Annotated in this window: 21 protein-coding genes; 15 read left to right on the top strand and 6 right to left on the bottom strand. The window is 66.2% G+C overall.

All coding sequences use genetic code 11. The features are described from left to right. Positions 1-29: 29 nt before the first annotated feature. The 4 genes from ACWDSI_RS07280 to ACWDSI_RS07265 form a co-directional block, all read right to left on the bottom strand. Positions 30-1,100: a DUF6542 domain-containing protein gene (locus ACWDSI_RS07280; RefSeq protein ID WP_449756213.1), complete on the bottom strand. Its 1,071-nt coding sequence runs from the start codon at positions 1,098-1,100 to the stop codon at positions 30-32. A 64-nt stretch (positions 1,101-1,164) separates the two neighbouring features. Further along, positions 1,165-2,385 carry a DNA recombination protein RmuC gene (locus ACWDSI_RS07275; protein WP_449756115.1) on the bottom strand — a complete coding sequence of 407 codons (1,221 nt, stop codon included), beginning with the start codon at positions 2,383-2,385 and terminating at the stop codon, positions 1,165-1,167. 71 nt (positions 2,386-2,456) lie between these two features. Further along, positions 2,457-3,014, bottom strand: coding sequence for a methylated-DNA--[protein]-cysteine S-methyltransferase (locus ACWDSI_RS07270; RefSeq protein WP_449756114.1), 558 nt, complete (start codon positions 3,012-3,014; stop codon positions 2,457-2,459). Then, positions 3,014-4,561, bottom strand: a complete 1,548-nt coding sequence (locus ACWDSI_RS07265) for an Ada metal-binding domain-containing protein (protein WP_449756113.1) — start codon at positions 4,559-4,561, stop codon at positions 3,014-3,016. Before ACWDSI_RS07265 ends, ACWDSI_RS07270 begins: the two co-directional genes overlap by 1 nt. 119 nt (positions 4,562-4,680) lie before the next feature. On the opposite strand from ACWDSI_RS07265, the gene ACWDSI_RS07260 reads away from it, so the two are divergent. The 11 genes from ACWDSI_RS07260 (at position 4,681) to ACWDSI_RS07210 (ending at position 10,300) form a co-directional block, all read left to right on the top strand. Then, positions 4,681-5,100 (top strand): hypothetical protein, encoded by a 420-nt coding sequence (locus tag ACWDSI_RS07260; RefSeq protein ID WP_449756112.1) that lies wholly within the window; start codon positions 4,681-4,683, stop codon positions 5,098-5,100. Between the two features lie 63 nt (positions 5,101-5,163). Then, positions 5,164-6,399 carry an AI-2E family transporter gene (locus tag ACWDSI_RS07255; RefSeq protein ID WP_449756111.1) on the top strand — a complete coding sequence of 412 codons (1,236 nt, stop codon included), beginning with the start codon at positions 5,164-5,166 and terminating at the stop codon, positions 6,397-6,399. A gap of 43 nt (positions 6,400-6,442) precedes the next feature. After that, entirely contained in the window at positions 6,443-7,522 is a 1,080-nt protein-coding gene (ychF, locus tag ACWDSI_RS07250; protein WP_449756110.1) for a redox-regulated ATPase YchF, read from the top strand. Between the two features lie 33 nt (positions 7,523-7,555). After that, on the top strand, positions 7,556-7,837 hold the full coding sequence (locus tag ACWDSI_RS07245; RefSeq protein ID WP_449756109.1) for a type II toxin-antitoxin system RelE/ParE family toxin: 282 nt from the start codon (positions 7,556-7,558) through the stop codon (positions 7,835-7,837). Next, complete coding sequence (locus ACWDSI_RS07240) at positions 7,812-8,132, top strand: HigA family addiction module antitoxin (protein ID WP_449756108.1); 321 nt, start codon at positions 7,812-7,814, stop codon at positions 8,130-8,132. Before ACWDSI_RS07245 ends, ACWDSI_RS07240 begins: the two co-directional genes overlap by 26 nt. Positions 8,133-8,236: 104 nt before the next feature. After that, positions 8,237-8,416: a hypothetical protein gene (locus ACWDSI_RS07235; protein WP_449756107.1), complete on the top strand. Its 180-nt coding sequence runs from the start codon at positions 8,237-8,239 to the stop codon at positions 8,414-8,416. Positions 8,417-8,495: 79 nt separating this feature from the next. Continuing rightward, positions 8,496-8,693 carry a type II toxin-antitoxin system VapB family antitoxin gene (locus ACWDSI_RS07230; protein ID WP_449745240.1) on the top strand — a complete coding sequence of 66 codons (198 nt, stop codon included), beginning with the start codon at positions 8,496-8,498 and terminating at the stop codon, positions 8,691-8,693. Next, positions 8,690-9,058, top strand: a complete 369-nt coding sequence (locus tag ACWDSI_RS07225) for a type II toxin-antitoxin system VapC family toxin (protein WP_449756106.1) — start codon at positions 8,690-8,692, stop codon at positions 9,056-9,058. Before ACWDSI_RS07230 ends, ACWDSI_RS07225 begins: the two co-directional genes overlap by 4 nt. Before the next feature lie 123 nt (positions 9,059-9,181). Further along, on the top strand, positions 9,182-9,712 hold the full coding sequence (locus tag ACWDSI_RS07220) for a putative immunity protein (RefSeq protein ID WP_449756105.1): 531 nt from the start codon (positions 9,182-9,184) through the stop codon (positions 9,710-9,712). 43 nt (positions 9,713-9,755) lie between these two features. Then, positions 9,756-10,040, top strand: coding sequence for a type II toxin-antitoxin system Phd/YefM family antitoxin (locus ACWDSI_RS07215; RefSeq protein ID WP_449756104.1), 285 nt, complete (start codon positions 9,756-9,758; stop codon positions 10,038-10,040). Beyond that, on the top strand, positions 10,037-10,300 hold the full coding sequence (locus ACWDSI_RS07210; RefSeq protein ID WP_449756103.1) for a type II toxin-antitoxin system RelE family toxin: 264 nt from the start codon (positions 10,037-10,039) through the stop codon (positions 10,298-10,300). Before ACWDSI_RS07215 ends, ACWDSI_RS07210 begins: the two co-directional genes overlap by 4 nt. A 74-nt stretch (positions 10,301-10,374) precedes the next feature. Here the strand turns inward: ACWDSI_RS07210 and ACWDSI_RS07205 are convergent, their stop codons facing one another. Next, a complete protein-coding gene (locus ACWDSI_RS07205; RefSeq protein ID WP_449756102.1) occupies positions 10,375-11,865 on the bottom strand; it encodes an MFS transporter in 1,491 nt (496 codons plus the stop codon). 134 nt (positions 11,866-11,999) lie between these two features. Between ACWDSI_RS07205 and ACWDSI_RS07200 the strand changes: the two genes are divergently transcribed. The 3 genes from ACWDSI_RS07200 to ACWDSI_RS07190 all read left to right on the top strand — a co-directional run bounded on the left by ACWDSI_RS07200 (position 12,000) and on the right by ACWDSI_RS07190 (position 14,247). Beyond that, a complete protein-coding gene (locus tag ACWDSI_RS07200; protein ID WP_449745233.1) occupies positions 12,000-12,440 on the top strand; it encodes a VOC family protein in 441 nt (146 codons plus the stop codon). Positions 12,441-12,505: 65 nt separating this feature from the next. Next, positions 12,506-13,474: an arabinofuranosidase gene (locus tag ACWDSI_RS07195; RefSeq protein ID WP_449756212.1), complete on the top strand. Its 969-nt coding sequence runs from the start codon at positions 12,506-12,508 to the stop codon at positions 13,472-13,474. 53 nt (positions 13,475-13,527) lie between these two features. Further along, positions 13,528-14,247, top strand: coding sequence for a DUF72 domain-containing protein (locus tag ACWDSI_RS07190; RefSeq protein WP_449756101.1), 720 nt, complete (start codon positions 13,528-13,530; stop codon positions 14,245-14,247). A gap of 28 nt (positions 14,248-14,275) precedes the next feature. Here the strand turns inward: ACWDSI_RS07190 and ACWDSI_RS07185 are convergent, their stop codons facing one another. After that, on the bottom strand, positions 14,276-14,632 hold the full coding sequence (locus tag ACWDSI_RS07185) for a Fe-S protein (protein WP_449745230.1): 357 nt from the start codon (positions 14,630-14,632) through the stop codon (positions 14,276-14,278). A gap of 104 nt (positions 14,633-14,736) precedes the next feature. On the opposite strand from ACWDSI_RS07185, the gene ACWDSI_RS07180 reads away from it, so the two are divergent. Continuing rightward, positions 14,737-15,492, top strand: a complete 756-nt coding sequence (locus ACWDSI_RS07180; RefSeq protein ID WP_449756100.1) for a fructosamine kinase family protein — start codon at positions 14,737-14,739, stop codon at positions 15,490-15,492.

Genomic DNA, 15,492 nt, shown 5'->3' with positions numbered 1-15,492 from the left:
AGGAAGATGCGCGCCTGCAGAGTGGTGACTCAGCGCTGATTACGCGAACGGGTGGACGGATAACTCGCTGATGCCGTCCCCTCACGCGCTGCGGATTCGTAGGTGGCGAGGTCGGCCGCCGCGGAGACGGGACGCCTGGCGGCGCGTGTGGCAGAGGACCGATCGGCCGCGGGGGCACTTTCGCGTACCGCTGTGGCGGCCGGGATGGTGGTCGTCACCGCATCTGCGGGGTCGCCGAGTTCCTCACCGGCACGTCGGCGCTGGACCTCACCCGCGGTCGACCGCGAGCGGGTGCCCGGCGACGCGGTGGCCGTCGACGATGTCGCTGCTGCGCCGGTTGCCTCCCTGCGCTGGGCCTCCCGGCGTCGGGTCTCACCCCCGCGCTGCTTCTCCCGGCGCTGGATCTCACCGCGCTGAGGATCGGGCTGTTGGGCCTCACGACGTTGTGCCTCACGACGCGGCATCTCACTGCGCTGGGTGTCCCGGCGCGGGGTTTCCCGGCGCCGTGTCCCTCCGGTTCGGCTGTCCGCGGACTCCGCACGGGCGACGGCGGCATTATCGCTACGGGCCGGCCGCGGCTTGCGTTCGCGGTCGGGCGCACTTGTGTCGGGTCGCGCGTCGTCGCCAGTGGCCGCTTTCGATCTCGCCGAGGGTCGCGAGCCTCCGCCACGAGGACGTTCGGTCGGGGCGTCGCCCTTGTCACGGGTAATGAACCAGCGCGCCAGTACCAGCATCAATGTCACCACGAACGTCAACGCCATCCATGGGAAGTCGTTGGCGATCGGTAGCAGCACCTTGAACACCAGGCTCTTGAGTCCGGACGCCTCATCGGCGTTGAGTCCGTACAGGGTGATCATGCCTACGCCGAAGGCGATCAGCGGGGGCTGTGCCGCCGCGGTGAACAGGGCGCGCCGACGCACCGCGAGAGCGGCCACGACGCAGCCGAGCAGATAGCAGAAGTTGAACACCGCGCCGAGGGTGTCGTTCGCGTTGGCATCGATCGCGGCACCCACAGCGGTGACTCCCGCTGCGACCAGTACCGCGCCCCACCAGGGGAGGCCACGCACCGACGGGAGCACCGACTGTTGATCGAGGGGCACCGCCGACCGGCTTCGCTGGGGAAAGGGCACATGTAGACGGTACCGGTTATCGCGCGGATTCCCGTCAACCGCTCGCCGATGTTGGGTGTGCGGTGGTATCGACGGGCGTCGTGGTGCCCGATTCACGGGTTTCGGGGTATGTGCCCGCTCGCGCGGCTACCCGTACGGTGGCGTCGATCATGTCGGGGACTGCGGGCTCGGCCAGGTCGCCGAGCGCGTCGAGCGAGGCGAGTCGCCGTGCCGTGACACCGACCCGGGTGTCGATGACTCCGATGGTGGAGTTGTAGGCCTCGACGGCCCGGCGCAACGATCCGCCGACACGGTCGAGGTGGGCGAGCACCGATTCGAGCCGGTGGAAGAGTTCGACGCCGAGTTGATGGATGACCGCGGCATCGGCGGTCATCGCGTCGTGACGCCAGCCGAGTGCGACCGTGCGGAGCAGGGCGATCAGGCTGGTGGGGGTGCACACCACCACGTTCTGCGCGAATGCGAACTCGATCAATCCCGGATCGGCGCGCGCAGCGGCCTCCAGCACGGCGTCGCCCGGAACGAAGAGCACCACGAATTCGGGCGCGTCGTCGAAGGCGGTCCAATATGACTTGCCCGACAGCGTCGCGATGTGGGTGCGCAGCGCCCGGGCGTGATCGGCGAGGAGCGCATCAGCCGCGGCCGGATCCGTGGATTCGGTGGCGTCGAGGTAGGCGTGCAGGGGCACCTTGGCGTCGACGACGATGCTACGACCGCCGGCCAGGTGCACCACCAGGTCGGGACGCACGTCCCCGGTCAGGTCCGAGTGCGCCGACACCTGGGTGCTGAAGTCGCAGTGTTTGGTCATACCGGCGAGCTCGACCACCCGCTCGAGTTGCAACTCGCCCCAGCGGCCACGGACGTGCGGGGTGTGCAGCGCATTCGCGAGCGCCTGCGTCTGATCGCCGAGGCGTACCGACGCGGTCTGCATGCCCCGGACCTGTTCGGTCAGGCTCGAGTAGGCGCTGATGCGGTTGTGCTCCACACGTCGCAACTCGTCCGACAGCTGGCCGAGCACCGCGCGCAGTGGTTCCACGATGTGGGTGACGTGACTGCCGATCGCGGTGGACTGCCTGCGGGCGGCGTCCTCGGACGCCGACGACAGTGACCGCGCCGCGAGTTCCTGCGAGGCACGGACCGCCGCGGCGTCGGCGCGGGCCGCCGACACGGCGGCGGCCGACCGCGAGGCGTTCGCAAGCCATCCGATGACAACGCCGAGCACGAGTCCGGCGATCAGTGCGCACACGGTGAGGAGCATGCCCCGATGGTGCACCCCGGCACCGACAACGTCGGACGATCAACGCCGGACGATGCCGACCCGACAGCGGGTCAGGCGGCGGCCCGTACCGCCGCCTCGTGGGCCAACAACCACTGCTTGGTGGGCAGGCCGTACCGGAACCCACCCAGCTTGCCGTCGCCCCGTAGCACACGATGACAGGGCACGAACAGTGCCGCGGCGTTGCGGGCACAGGTGGCGCCGGCGGCGCGCACCGCCGTCGGTTCGCCGGTGCGGGCGGCCAGGTCGGCGTAGCTGACCGGCTCGCCGGGGACCACGGTGCGCAGGGTCTGCCACGCCCGCTCGAGAAACGGTCCCGACCGCTGTCGCACCGTGATCGCGTCGACGGCCGACACCTCGCCCGCGTAGTACGCCGACACCGCGTCGGTGATCGCGGTGAGTTGCCCACTACGAATCGCGCGTTCGGGCCGGATGGCCCGATGGACGAGCGCGAGCAGATAGTCGGGATCATCGGTCCACCCGGACGCCAGGACGACGCCCGTGCCGTCGGCGATCACCGTGAAGGTGCCGTTGGGTGTCGAGACCGAGGTGTACGCCGCGGCGTCGCCGGTCGGGGCATCGGTGCGGGTGTCGGGGTCGGTGATGGTCATCAGGAGTCTCCTCGCAGGTTGTCGGGGGTGGGTAGGGGGTGGCGGGCGAGTCGATGACGCCACAGGTGCATCGACGCGTAGGACCGCCAAGGTGCCCAGGAACCGGTCGCGGTGAGGTCCACACCGAGATCGGCAGCCGCATGCCGGATCACCAGATCGCGCCCGAGCAGGATGTCGGGATCGCCGGTCACCTGCATCGTCACGTAGTCGGCCGTCCAGTCACCGACCCCCGGAAGGGTCAGTAGTCGGGCACGCAAGTCTGACGCGGCGACCCCCGCATGTGGTTCCACCGTTCCCTCGGCGAGTGCTCCGGCAGCGCACACGACGGCCTGCACGCGGCGCGCCGGGCCACGCAGAGCCCCGTGGCCCCCGGCCGCGATGGCGTCGGGAGTGGGAAATGCGCGCCACCCGCCCGGCCACGCCGTGTCCGCGCCCAGGGCGGCGACCAGTCCACCGAGGTGATGGCGGGCGGCCTGCACGCTGATCTGCTGACCGATCATGGTGCGGATGAGCGCTTCGGCAGGGTCGACGCAACCCACGAGCCTCGTTCCCGGGTGCGCGATGATCAGCGGCGACAGTGTGGGGTCGGCGCGCAGCGCCTCGGCGGCGGCGGCCGCGTCGGCATCCAGATCGAGTAGTCGTCGCACCCGGTTCACCGCCGTGCCGAGATCTCGCATGTCGAGATGGCGCACACCGACTGCGACGTGGGCCCGACCTCGCGCGGCGTTCGATCCGGGTGAGATCTCGACCAGCGCCGGTCCGTGCGGCAGCGAGAGCACCCGCCGGTAGCACCAGGTGCCGTTCGGGTCGCCGGAGAATTCCTCGACGCCGGGTATGGCGTGCGCGCGCAGAATCAGGGCCGGCCACGCGGGATCGAACGGCTCGCGCACGGGCAGTCGCAGCGACACCCCGTCGCGTGGGGAAACGGGGTGCGCGGCACCCCGGGCGCTTCCGGAGCTGGGGAGGCGTAGGGCCCGCAGTCCGGTGGGCGTGAGGCCGAATACCTCTTTGATCGTGTCATTGAACTGCCGCACGCTGGCGAATCCTGCTGCGAACGCGATGTCGGCCATCGGCATCGCGGTGCACTGGATCAGGATGCGCGCGTTGGTCGCTCGATGGGCACGGGCGATGGCCAGTGGTCCGGCTCCCAGCTCTGCGGTCATGACACGGGTGAGGTGGCGCGACGAATAGCCCATCCGGGTGGCCAGGCCGTCCACTCCGGTCCGATCGATCACCCCGTCCTCGATCAGACGCATCGCACGTGACGCCAGGTCGGCGTTCACATTCCAGCGCGGCGACCCGGGCACGGCGTCGGGTGCACAGCGTCGGCAGGCGCGGAATCCGCGGGTCTGCGCGGCTGCCGCGGTGAGAACGAAGGAGACGTTCTGCGGACGTGGGGTCTGCGCCGGACACGACGGACGGCAGTAGATGCCGGTGGTGTGAACGGTGACGAAGAACTGCCCGTCGAATCGCGTGTCGCGTGCCTGCAGGGCGCGGTAGCAGCGATCGAAATCGAGGTCACCGGTCACGGTGGTCGTGGCGTTCACTCTTTCACTGTGGCATGCCGTACAGGGGCGATTCTGGCGGGAATCGGACACCGGATTAAAATTGAGTTTGAGAGGAGTAATGGTGACGGAGACCACACACTCCTGGCACCATGAGCGCTATGAGCACACCGTTCGGCGGTGACCGACAACGAGGTCGGAACCGAGAGCTCCCACTGGCGGACTATCCGGCGTGGGCGTTGGACATCATGATGGGACTGTACGGCCCCGAGACCATCGAACACGCCGTCGCCGACGATCCGGTCGCCCGGCATTCCCACCATCCGCCGTCGCACAGCCCCGCGGCGCCCAGGTCCCGTCCCGGACCACGCGAGTCCATCGATCGCGACGAGACCCAGGGCAACACCGCGACCCTCAACCGCCCCACGCCGGAACCCGCGACACCGCCGGAACCCGCTACACCGTCGGATGCCGCGTTGCTGTCGCCGATGGTGGCCGAGATCGAGGCCATCAACGCGCTCTTGCGTGTGCTCAAGCGGACGTTCCGGCGGCGCGCCACCGGAACCGACCCCGAGGCCTGACCGGCACGATCGAACGGGCCGACACCACTCCCACACGACGATGCCGTGTGTGAGGATCGTCGGGTGACTGATACGTCGGGTTCCGGGGTCTCGGACGAGACCGATCCAGCGTCCCCTGGCCGCACCTATCCCACTCGCCTGCATGTCTTCCTGTCCGGATTGCAGGCCACCTCGAAGGTGGCGCTGCAAGGCGTGATCCTGGTGGTGGCGCTGTGGGCGTTGTTCTGGGTGCTGGGCAAGCTCTGGGTGATCCTGCTTCCGGTGCTGCTCGCCATCATCGTCTGTACCGTCATGTGGCCGCCCGCACGGTGGATGCGCAACCACGGCGCACCGCCGGCGGCCGCGGCGCTGGTGATGATGCTCGTCGGGATCGGCGTGATCGCGGCGGTGATCGCCCTGATCGTGCCGTCGATCGTTCGCCAGGTACCGGCGCTCGCCGCGCGGGCCGCCGACGGGCTCCGCGAACTGCAGAAATGGGTGCAGGGGCCGCCCCTGAACCTCCGTGACGAGCAGATCGACAACGCGGTACACGCGATCACCCAGAAGCTGCAGTCCAGCGCGTCGACCATCGCGTCGGGTGTGTTCACCGGACTCGGGACGGCGACGTCGGTGCTCGTCACCATCTTCACGCTGCTCGTGCTGGTGTTCTTCTTCCTCAAGGACGGGCCCAAGTTCATTCCGTGGTTGCGCCGCACACTCGGTGAGCCCTCGGCAACCCATGTCGGCGAGGTGTTGCTGCGGATGTGGAACAGTCTCGGCGGGTTCATCCGAACCCAGGCGATCGTCAGCCTCGTCGACGCCACCTTCATCGGTGCGGGGCTGTTCATCCTGCGGGTCCCGTTGGCCGGTGTGCTGGTGGTGATCACCTTCCTGGGTGGGTTCATCCCGATCGTCGGTGCGTTTGTGGCCGGCGCGCTTGCGGTGCTCATCGCGCTGGTCTCCAACGGCCTCACCACCGCGCTGATCGTGCTGGCGATCATCATCGCGGTGCAGCAGTTGGAGGGAAACGTTCTGCAGCCGTGGCTGCAGGCCAAGTCGATGAACCTGCACGCGGTGATCGTGCTGCTGTCGGTGACCCTCGGCGGGTCCATGTTCGGCATTATCGGCGCATTCCTCGCCGTGCCCGCGGCCGCGACGCTCGCGGTGGTGCTGCGCTACGTCAATGAACAGATTGCCGTCCGGTCGGGGGAAGAGCTGCCACCTCATGGTGAGGACGTGACCGAGAACATCGGCGTGCCCGACGATCCAGGATCGGATACAGGCGCGCCGGACGCTGCGGACACGGGGTCGAGCTCATGACCGCCCTCGGGACGGCGCTTTCGGCCCGATAGACTCGACGCCCGTGAGTCTCACCCTCGGAATCGTCGGGCTACCCAACGTCGGCAAGTCCACCCTGTTCAATGCGTTGACACGCAACGACGTGCTGGCCGCCAACTATCCGTTCGCGACCATCGAACCCAACATCGGCGTCGTCGAACTTCCCGACGCGCGCCTGGGTCGGCTCGCGGAGATCTTCGGCAGCGAGCGAATCCTGCCGGCGACGGTGTCGTTCGTCGACATCGCCGGCATCGTGAAGGGTGCGTCGGAAGGTGAGGGGATGGGTAACCAGTTCCTCGCCAACATCCGGGAGGCCGACGCGATCTGTCAGGTGGTCCGGGTGTTCGCCGACGACGACGTAGTCCACGTCGACGGCCGCGTCGACCCGCTCGCCGACATCGAGGTGATCGAGACCGAACTGATCCTCGCCGACATGCAGACGCTGGAGAAGGCGATCCCGCGTTTGGAGAAGGACGCGCGCAAGAACAAGGATCTCGCCGAGACCCTCGAGGCGGCCAAGAAAGCGCAGGAGATCCTCGACAGCGGCAAAACCCTGTTCTCGCAAAAGGATTCGTTCGACCTCTCTTCGGTCCGCGAGTTGCACCTGATGACGGCCAAGCCATTCCTGTACGTCTTCAACGCCGACGAGGCCATCCTGACCGACGACGCACGCAAGGCCGAACTCAAGGCCGCGGTGGCACCGGCCGACGCGGTGTTCCTCGACGCCAAGGTGGAAAGCGAACTCCTCGAACTCGATGAGGAGGACGCGCAGGAGTTGCTGGATTCGATCGGCCAGGACGAGCCGGGTCTGCGGTCGCTCGCGCGCGCCGGATTCCACACCCTCGGCCTACAGACCTACCTCACCGCGGGTCCGAAAGAGTCGCGCGCGTGGACAATCCACCAGGGGGACACCGCACCCAAGGCTGCCGGCGTGATCCACACCGACTTCGAGAAGGGCTTCATCAAGGCCGAGATCGTCTCGTTCGACGACCTCGACGCCGCCGGCTCGATGCAGGCCGCCAAAGCCGCCGGCAGGGTGCGGATGGAGGGCAAGGACTACGTCATGGCCGACGGGGATGTGGTCGAGTTCCGGTTTAACGTCTAGCGTTATTGACGTACTTCGTTATATTATGGTCCGGTGATCAGATCGTTCGGTGACAAGACCACCGAACGCATTTGGGATGAGCAGTACGTCAAGGGTGTCGACCGCGCTCTTCAGCGTGCGGCACTGCGGAAACTGGAACTGGTCCACGCAGCCGCGGGCGTGGAGGACCTGCGGATTCCGCCAGGCAATCGGTTGGAGCGGTTGGTGGGTGATCGCTTGGGGCAGCACAGTATTCGCGTTAATGGCCAGTGGCGAATCTGCTTCACATGGAGAAACGGAGGTGCCGATGATGTCGAACTCGTTGACTACCACTGACGGCGATCTGATCAAGCCGATTCACCCCGGGGAGGTTCTCATGGAGGATTTCATCGAGGGCTTCGGGATTACGCAGAACAAGTTGGCTGTTGCGATTGGTGTGCCGCCACGGCGCATCAATGAGATCGTGCACGGCAAGCGGGGAATCACGGCTGATACGGCTGTGCGCCTGAGCAAGTACTTCGGCACGTCCGCCGAGTTCTGGATGAACCTGCAGTCGCACTATGAGTTGCGGATCGAGCGCCGAGCTCTGCGTGAACAACTCGATGCGATCTCACCTCTGGAGTCCGCATGACGGGCGAGATCCTGCTTTCGGGATACCTGATCTGTGTGAACGCCGACGAGGCCGATTGTGTCGAATAGCTCCTACCGCGTCACATCGACCTGACGCGAGCCGAGTTGGGTTGTTTGTCCTTTGTAGTCGACCGGACCGATGATCCGCTGGGCTGGCGTGTTGACGAGAGATTTGTCGACGATGCGGCGTTCACCTTCCACCAGCAGCGAGTGTTGGACAGTGAGTGGGGCCGCGCCACCGCCGGCACAGAACGCCGGTACTCGGTCACAGTCGGGGAAGACTGATGTTCGGTTACCGGTCGTGCAATCCGGTCGAATTCCAGGCATCATTGACGACATAGTTTGATGCGATTGGAGATGCGGGATGCGCACGACGGTAACCCTTGACGACGACCTTCTGGCGAAGGCGGCCGAGCTGACCGGTGTTCATGAGAGAGCGGCGCTCATTCGCGAGGGGTTGCAGGCGTTGATCCGCGTGGAGAGTGCGCGTCGCCTTGCTGCGCTCGGCGGTACCGATCCGGCCGCCACTGCCGCTCCGCGTCGCCGTTCGTCCGTCGGATGATCCTTGTTGATACGTCGGTCTGGGTCGACCATCTGCATACCGAGAACGAACGTTTGAGCGCACTCCTCGGTGAAGACGAGATCGGTTGTCACCCAATGGTGGTCGAGGAACTGGCGATGGGATCAATCGCGAACCGGGACGTGGTGATCGATCTGCTCGGCAATCTTTTCCGATTTCCCGTTCTCAGTCATGTGGAGTTGCTGCACCTCGTCGAGGCTCGGCGACTCTGGGGTCGCGGATTGAGTCCGGTCGATGCTCGTCTGCTCGGTTCGGTGCTTCTCGTCGATGGCGCGATGCTGTGGACGAGAGACAAGCGGTTAAGGGCGGCGAGCGTAGAGGCCGGGGTAGACGCCGAAATCGCGTGACGTTTATCGACGCCGTCGTGTTGTGGAATTCCGGTTCAACGTGTAGCTCCGCAATTCAGACGTGTTGGGCCACAACGGTATTTGGTCGGCAAGCGGCGTCGATCAGTGTGAGACGATCTCACGGTGTCATCCATCCAAACCCTGGGCGATCCCGAGCGTCGCATTCTCGCACGCTGGGCGATCTGCTGCGCGGAGCGGGTACTTCCCATGTTCGAGGCCGATTCCGGTTCTGAGGAACTGATCAGGGATGCCGTTGCGCGAACGCGCGCCTACGCCAAGGGTGAGAGCACCGCTGCGTCGGAGATCAAGAAGAGGTTGGTTGCGGTCAAAGCAGCGGGTGCTGCGATCACTCCGCAAGGCGCGGCGGCCGCGAGGGCGGTTGCCCAGGCTTCCGGGGTCGCGCATATGGGGGCTCACGCTCTTGGTGCGGCTGCATACGCGACCAAGGCCGTGGAACTTGCACATCCAGATCACCCCGAGGCAGTGCGAGCCGAGATCACTTGGCAACTGGCGAACCTGACCGATGGCGAGCGCGCTGCGCTACGGCGGCTTCCCGAGCTGGGCAGTGATTCCTCCGGTCCCCTCGGACCCGGACTGCTCACGCGCGGGGTGCTGGGGTCGACGATTCGCGAGATTCAGGCGCAGATCCGGTGAACGACTGACGTCCCGCCTCACGGTTCACGCTAGAATTCTGTACATGACTACCTTGCCGATCGCTGACGTACGCGCCAACCTTTCCAAGTTGGTGGACGAGGCGATGCGCACCCATCAGCGGGTGGAGGTCACCAGGAACGGACGTCGGGCTGCAGTGCTGATCGGTGCCGACGACTACGACTCGCTCATGGAGACGCTCGAAATACTGAGTGATCGAGAATCGATGGAGGCCATTGGCCAATCGGACGCCGATATCGCCGCTGGTCGGGTCTACTCGCTCGACGAGGTGGAGGCTGAACTCCGCGCGAAGGGCGTCATCAATTCATGAGCTACCGGGTCGAACTGACTCGTCGCGCTCTCCGAAGTCTGTCCGAGGAACTCCCCGAGGCTGTCGCCGCGGCTTGTTGGGAGTTCATCCGAGGTCCACTCGCCGAGAACCCGCAACTGGTGGGCAAGCGCCTGCACGCCGAGTTGGATGGGCGTTGGTCGGCGGGGCGCGGCGAGTTTCGGGTTGTCTACGAGATCCACGAGGAAGTTGTGGTCATCCGGGGCATCGACATTCGGCATCGTCGTGACGTTTATCGGTGACGCTGCGTGGTGGATTTCCGGTTCACCGTGTAGCGGATCGACGTCCTCGGTGATGCGGTGGACAGCGCCCCTACTCAGCTGCGGGACCGGTTGCGCCCCAACAGGGTGATCGTGATCGTCACCGCTGCTGCCACCACCCCGAACACAACGAGAACCCACCACGACAGCTCCGCGCCGCGCACCAGGTTGGCATGGTTCAGCCCGCCCGTGTCGGAGGCATCGCGGCGGCTGTCGTGCTGGGCGAGGTGCAGTGTGAGGGTGATGACCGCGACGCCTGTCGCCACCCCGGTGTTGCGGAAGATGGCGATCAGCGATCCCGCCGTTCCGGTTCCCGCGGCGTTCGCCGCGGCCATCACGCCGGCGTTGTTGGCCGGCACAAAAGTTCCCAGGCCCACCCCGAGGATCGCCAGACACGGCACCAGCCAACCGATTTCGATGGGATGCAATGCCATCGTGATCAGCGAGCCGACGATCAGCGCGCATCCCAGCAGTGCGCGAGACGCATTGGTTCCGGCGCCGCGCAGCGCGGTGGTCCCGATCACCGTGGAGATCAGAAAACCGGCAGGCATCGACGACAGGATGACGCCGGTCGAGGAGACCGAACGTCCCAGCGGGACCAGCAACTGCGGAACGAGAACGATCGGCGCGATGAGCAAGAGGTAACTCACCAGTGCGCCTACGACACCGATCGAGATCTGCGGTGTGCGGATCAACCGCGGATCGATCAGCGGTGTGTCGTAGTGGTTTTCCCGAACCCAGAATCCGGACACGATTGCCAACGGCGCCACCAGCAACACCAGCGCGAGCGGCAGACTCATCGGGAGACCCGACACCCCGGACAGACCCAACATCAGGGTGATAGCCGCCGCGGCGAGCAATATCGTGCCGGGCCCGTCGAATCGCGGCATCGTCGGTCGCCTCGACGTCCCGTCGTCGGTCTTCGGTGCCGGCAGCAGAACGAACGCCGAGGCCAGTGCGGCCACGCCGATGGGAACATTGACCCAGAAGATCGAACGCCATCCGAAATCGTCGACCAGCAGGCCGCCGATGAGCGGTCCCAACGCCAACCCGAGTGCCTGCATCGACGCCTGCACCGCCAACCCGTCCCGCAACTTGGCCTTGGGCATGCTCTCGGTGACCATGGCGATTGCGTTACCGGCTATCGCCGCCCCGCCGATGCCCTGAACGACACGAAAAATGATGAGCGATAACAGATTCGGCGCGATACTGCACGCCAGTGAGCCGATGGTGAAGATGGCGTAACCGTAGATGTACAGGGATTTGCGGCCCAGCCCGTCACCGAGTCGAGCACACGGCGTCACCAATGAGACGACGGCAAGCACGTATGCGACCGATACCCATTGCGCCGATGCCAACGAGGCGTCGAAGGATCGCTGCAGAGCCGGTAGCGCCAGCGTCACGATGCTCGAGTCGAGTTGGACCATCAACGCGCCGAAACTGATGCCAGCCACTGAGTACCAGTAGGAGCGCGGTGAGCGGCTCACCCACTCGGGCCGATCGGGAACATCGACGACGCGCCGCCACGTGGGCGAGCCGATCTGCATGACTCCGCCTCTCCGGTGGGTGCCGCGCCCACCATCGAACGGCCGGGCCGAAGTCGCCGGCGCCGTCCCGGGATTCTACTTCGGGATGTCTCTTCGCGACCGGGGATGAGGTCTCCCGTCTACTGTGGAAGCCCATGGACATAGCCCTCGAGAACGTCGGTATCGCCGTCGAGGATCTGGACGCGGCGGTAGCGTTCTTCACCGACCTCGGGCTCACCGTGATCGGACGTGACACGGTCAGCGGGGAGTGGGCCGACACCGCCGTCGGACTCGACGGCAACCATGTCAGGATCGCGATGCTCCAGACCCCCGACGGTCATGGGCGCCTGGAACTCTTCGAGTACATCCATCCCGACGCCATCGCGACGAGTCCGACGCTGCCCAACGAAATCGGCATGCACCGCGTCGCATTCCGGGTCGACGATCTCGATGCAGCGCTGGCCGCAGCCGCGCGACACGGATACCGGCCGCTGCGCGGGGTCGCGACATACCAGGACATTTTCCGTCTCACCTACGTGCGCGGTCCGAGCGGAATCATCGTGATGCTCGCCGAGGAGTTGACGAAGCGTCCGTAACGATTGGGTGCCCAGTGTGCATCGACAAGCGCGTTGTGGCCAGCGTCGGCGATACTGCCCTGGTGATGCGAACCAAGCGAACCGCGTTGTGCGCGCTGTCGGTGGTGCTGCTGGTCATTGGGGGACTGCTCGTCTCCCTTCCCGGCAGGGCGGATGCCTCTCCGGGGGGCTGGCTGTACACGATGGTGGCGTTCAGCAATATCAGCGACCGTGACCTCGATGTCTATCAGTCGTCCAACGCGACGGACTTCTCAACGCTGAAGCTGTCGGCGTACCGGCCGCCGTCGGGGCGGGTGCGCGACCCCAGCATCTTCAAGAGCACGGACGGCTTCTACTACCTCACCTATACGACGGTCGACGGTGCGAACATCGGTTTCGCGCGCAGTCGCGACCGCGTGAACTGGGCCTTCATGCACAACTATCCCGTGCCCTTCTGCTGTGCGTTCCTGCCTGGCACCGGTGACGGCAAGGGCACGGGTTCGGTCGACATTCCCGGCTTCGGGTCGGCGGGTTCGTCCGACGGTCCGTCGCTCTCGCCGTTCACCACCAAGGCGTGGGCGCCGGAGTGGTTCGTCGAGGGTGGCCGGGTGCACATCATCCTGTCGATGTCCACCGGCGGCGGATTCGTGCCGTACCTGATGACCGCACTCGATTCGTCGTTCCGTGCGTGGAGCTGGCCGGTCCCGATCGCGGGGATCGGTGCCGACCACATCGACACCATGGTGGTGAAGGAGGGATCGACCTACCACGCGTTCACCAAGAACGAGACCAAGAAGGTGATCGAACACGCCGTGGCGCAGTCCCTGGGCGGGCCCTACCGGTTCGTCGCCCCGGGCCCCTGGGGCTCCTACGTCGAAGGTCCCACGGTCATCCAGTTGCCCAACGGCTCCTGGCGGCTCTTCCTCGACGCCTACACCAGCAACAGGTATCTCTACTCCGACAGCCCGAATCTGTACGACTGGGGGAACCCGAAGGAGCTTCCCGGTCTCTCCGGCAAGGTGCGTCACATCGGCGTGATGCGCGAACCGGCGTAAGCAGCGGTTTCGCCGCGCAATCGCAGCCGGCGTGATCGCTACCATCGGTGTCGATGCTGCACATCGGTACCTCGGGCTGGCAATACAAGGATTGGCGGGGGCGGTTCTATCCCACCACCGTGCCCCAACGGCAGTGGCTGGCCTGGTACGCGCAGACGTTCTCCACCGTCGAGGTGAACAACACGTTCTATCGGTTACCGCAACGGTCGACGTTCCTGCGGTGGGCCGACGAGGTGCCGGACGGATTCGTCATGACGGTCAAGATGAGCCGCTACCTCACCCACGTGCGCAGGCTCGCCGACCCCGCAGAGCCGGTGCAACGCTTCGTTGATCGCGCGACCGCGCTCGGCACCCGCCTCGGCCCGGTACTGCTGCAGCTACCACCGACTCTCGACGCCCGTCCCGACGCGCTCGCCGAGACGTTGGACGCGTTCGGTGGTGCGATGCGACTGGTGGTCGAACCTCGCCACCCGTCATGGTGGAACGACGACGTGCGTGCGGTACTGACCGCGCACAACGCCGCGTTGTGCTGGGCCGACCGCGACGGCCGCAGCATGACGCCGCTGTGGCGAACAGCCGACTTCGGTTATCTGCGTATGCATTCCGGTCGTGCATCGCCACCGACCGCTTACGGAGTGCGCGCAATCGACACCTGGGCGGGGCGTCTGGGCGAAACGTTCGGGACCGACGACGTCTACGTGTATTTCAACAACGACACCGGCGGTGCCGCGGTGGACAACGCGCTCACCATGATTCGGCGCAGCACGCGATGACCCCCGGCGAACTTCGCGGTCGGAGGGGTCAGCGCCAGATGACCGCGATCGCCGCCGCGGCGAACGACAACACGCCCACCGACCAGAACATGACAGCCGGAACCGCCGTGCCCGTCTTGCGTTGACGCGCACCGCCCATGCCGAGGACGGCGCCGATCACGATGAGGATCGCCAGTTTCACCCACAGTTTCGGGTAGTCGAGTTCGACGCCCGCGGGCCACTCGAAGGCCAGGGCGACACCGGTGAGCAGCGAGAGCAACAGGCCGTAGTCCATCAACGGGATGAAGCGTCTGCGACGCGACGTCGCCTCGACCGCCCAGGCGCCGAACGTGACGGCGAAACCCACGATGTGGAACAGGGCTATGACGCTGCGTAGTACCTCCATGCGGGTAACGGTAACCCCGGGACGGGATGTCTGTCAGGGTCATTCGTCCGCTGCCGATGCGATCGACGTGGCGGGCACGCCGGTCGGCGGGTAGCAAGGACGTCATGGGCCAGACTTTCACCAAACGTACGACGGGTCGTCCGGCGCAGTGGGAGGTCGCCGGGCTCGAGTGGCTTGCCGAGCCGATCGACTCCGGCGGCGCCGCAGTGGTTGCGGTGGTGTCGCGCGACGAATCGGGACTCACCGAGCAGCGGGTGACCACATCGGCGCCGACGGCGAAAGCTGCGGCGGACTTCGGCCGCGGGCTGGCCGTCACCCACGCGGTGGACGGGATGCGGTGGGGGCAGGGACCGCCGGGTTGGTCGGGGCCGGGATACCAGGGACCCAACGAGCACCTCATCGACCTGCCGCTCAACGGCCACGACACGTGGGGGGAGATGTACGCGCAGGAGCGTTTGCAGCCGTTGTTGCCCGACGCGGGCCTCGCCGCCGCCGACCATGCCGCCGTCGACCGTCTGTGTGAACGCCTACGCGACGGCGACTTCGACACCGGTGACACCCCGTCCCGGCTGCACGGTGATCTGTGGTCGGGCAACGTGCTGTGGTCCGAGGGCGGATGTGTGCTGATCGACCCGTCCGCGCACGTGGGGCACCGGGAGACCGATCTCGCCGCGCTCGGCCTGTTCGGCTTCTCGTTTCTCGACGATGTCCTGGCCGGCTACCGGGAGGCGGTGCCGCTTGCCGACGGATGGGCCGACCGCGTTGCACTGCACCAACTCTCGATGATTCTGATGCATGCCGTCGTGTTCGGTGGGGGTTATCGGCGACAGGTCGCCGACATCGCACGCCGATACGTGTGA

Source organism: Gordonia sp. NPDC003429 (assembly GCF_053588575.1).
This window is presented reverse-complemented; position numbering and strand designations above follow the sequence as displayed.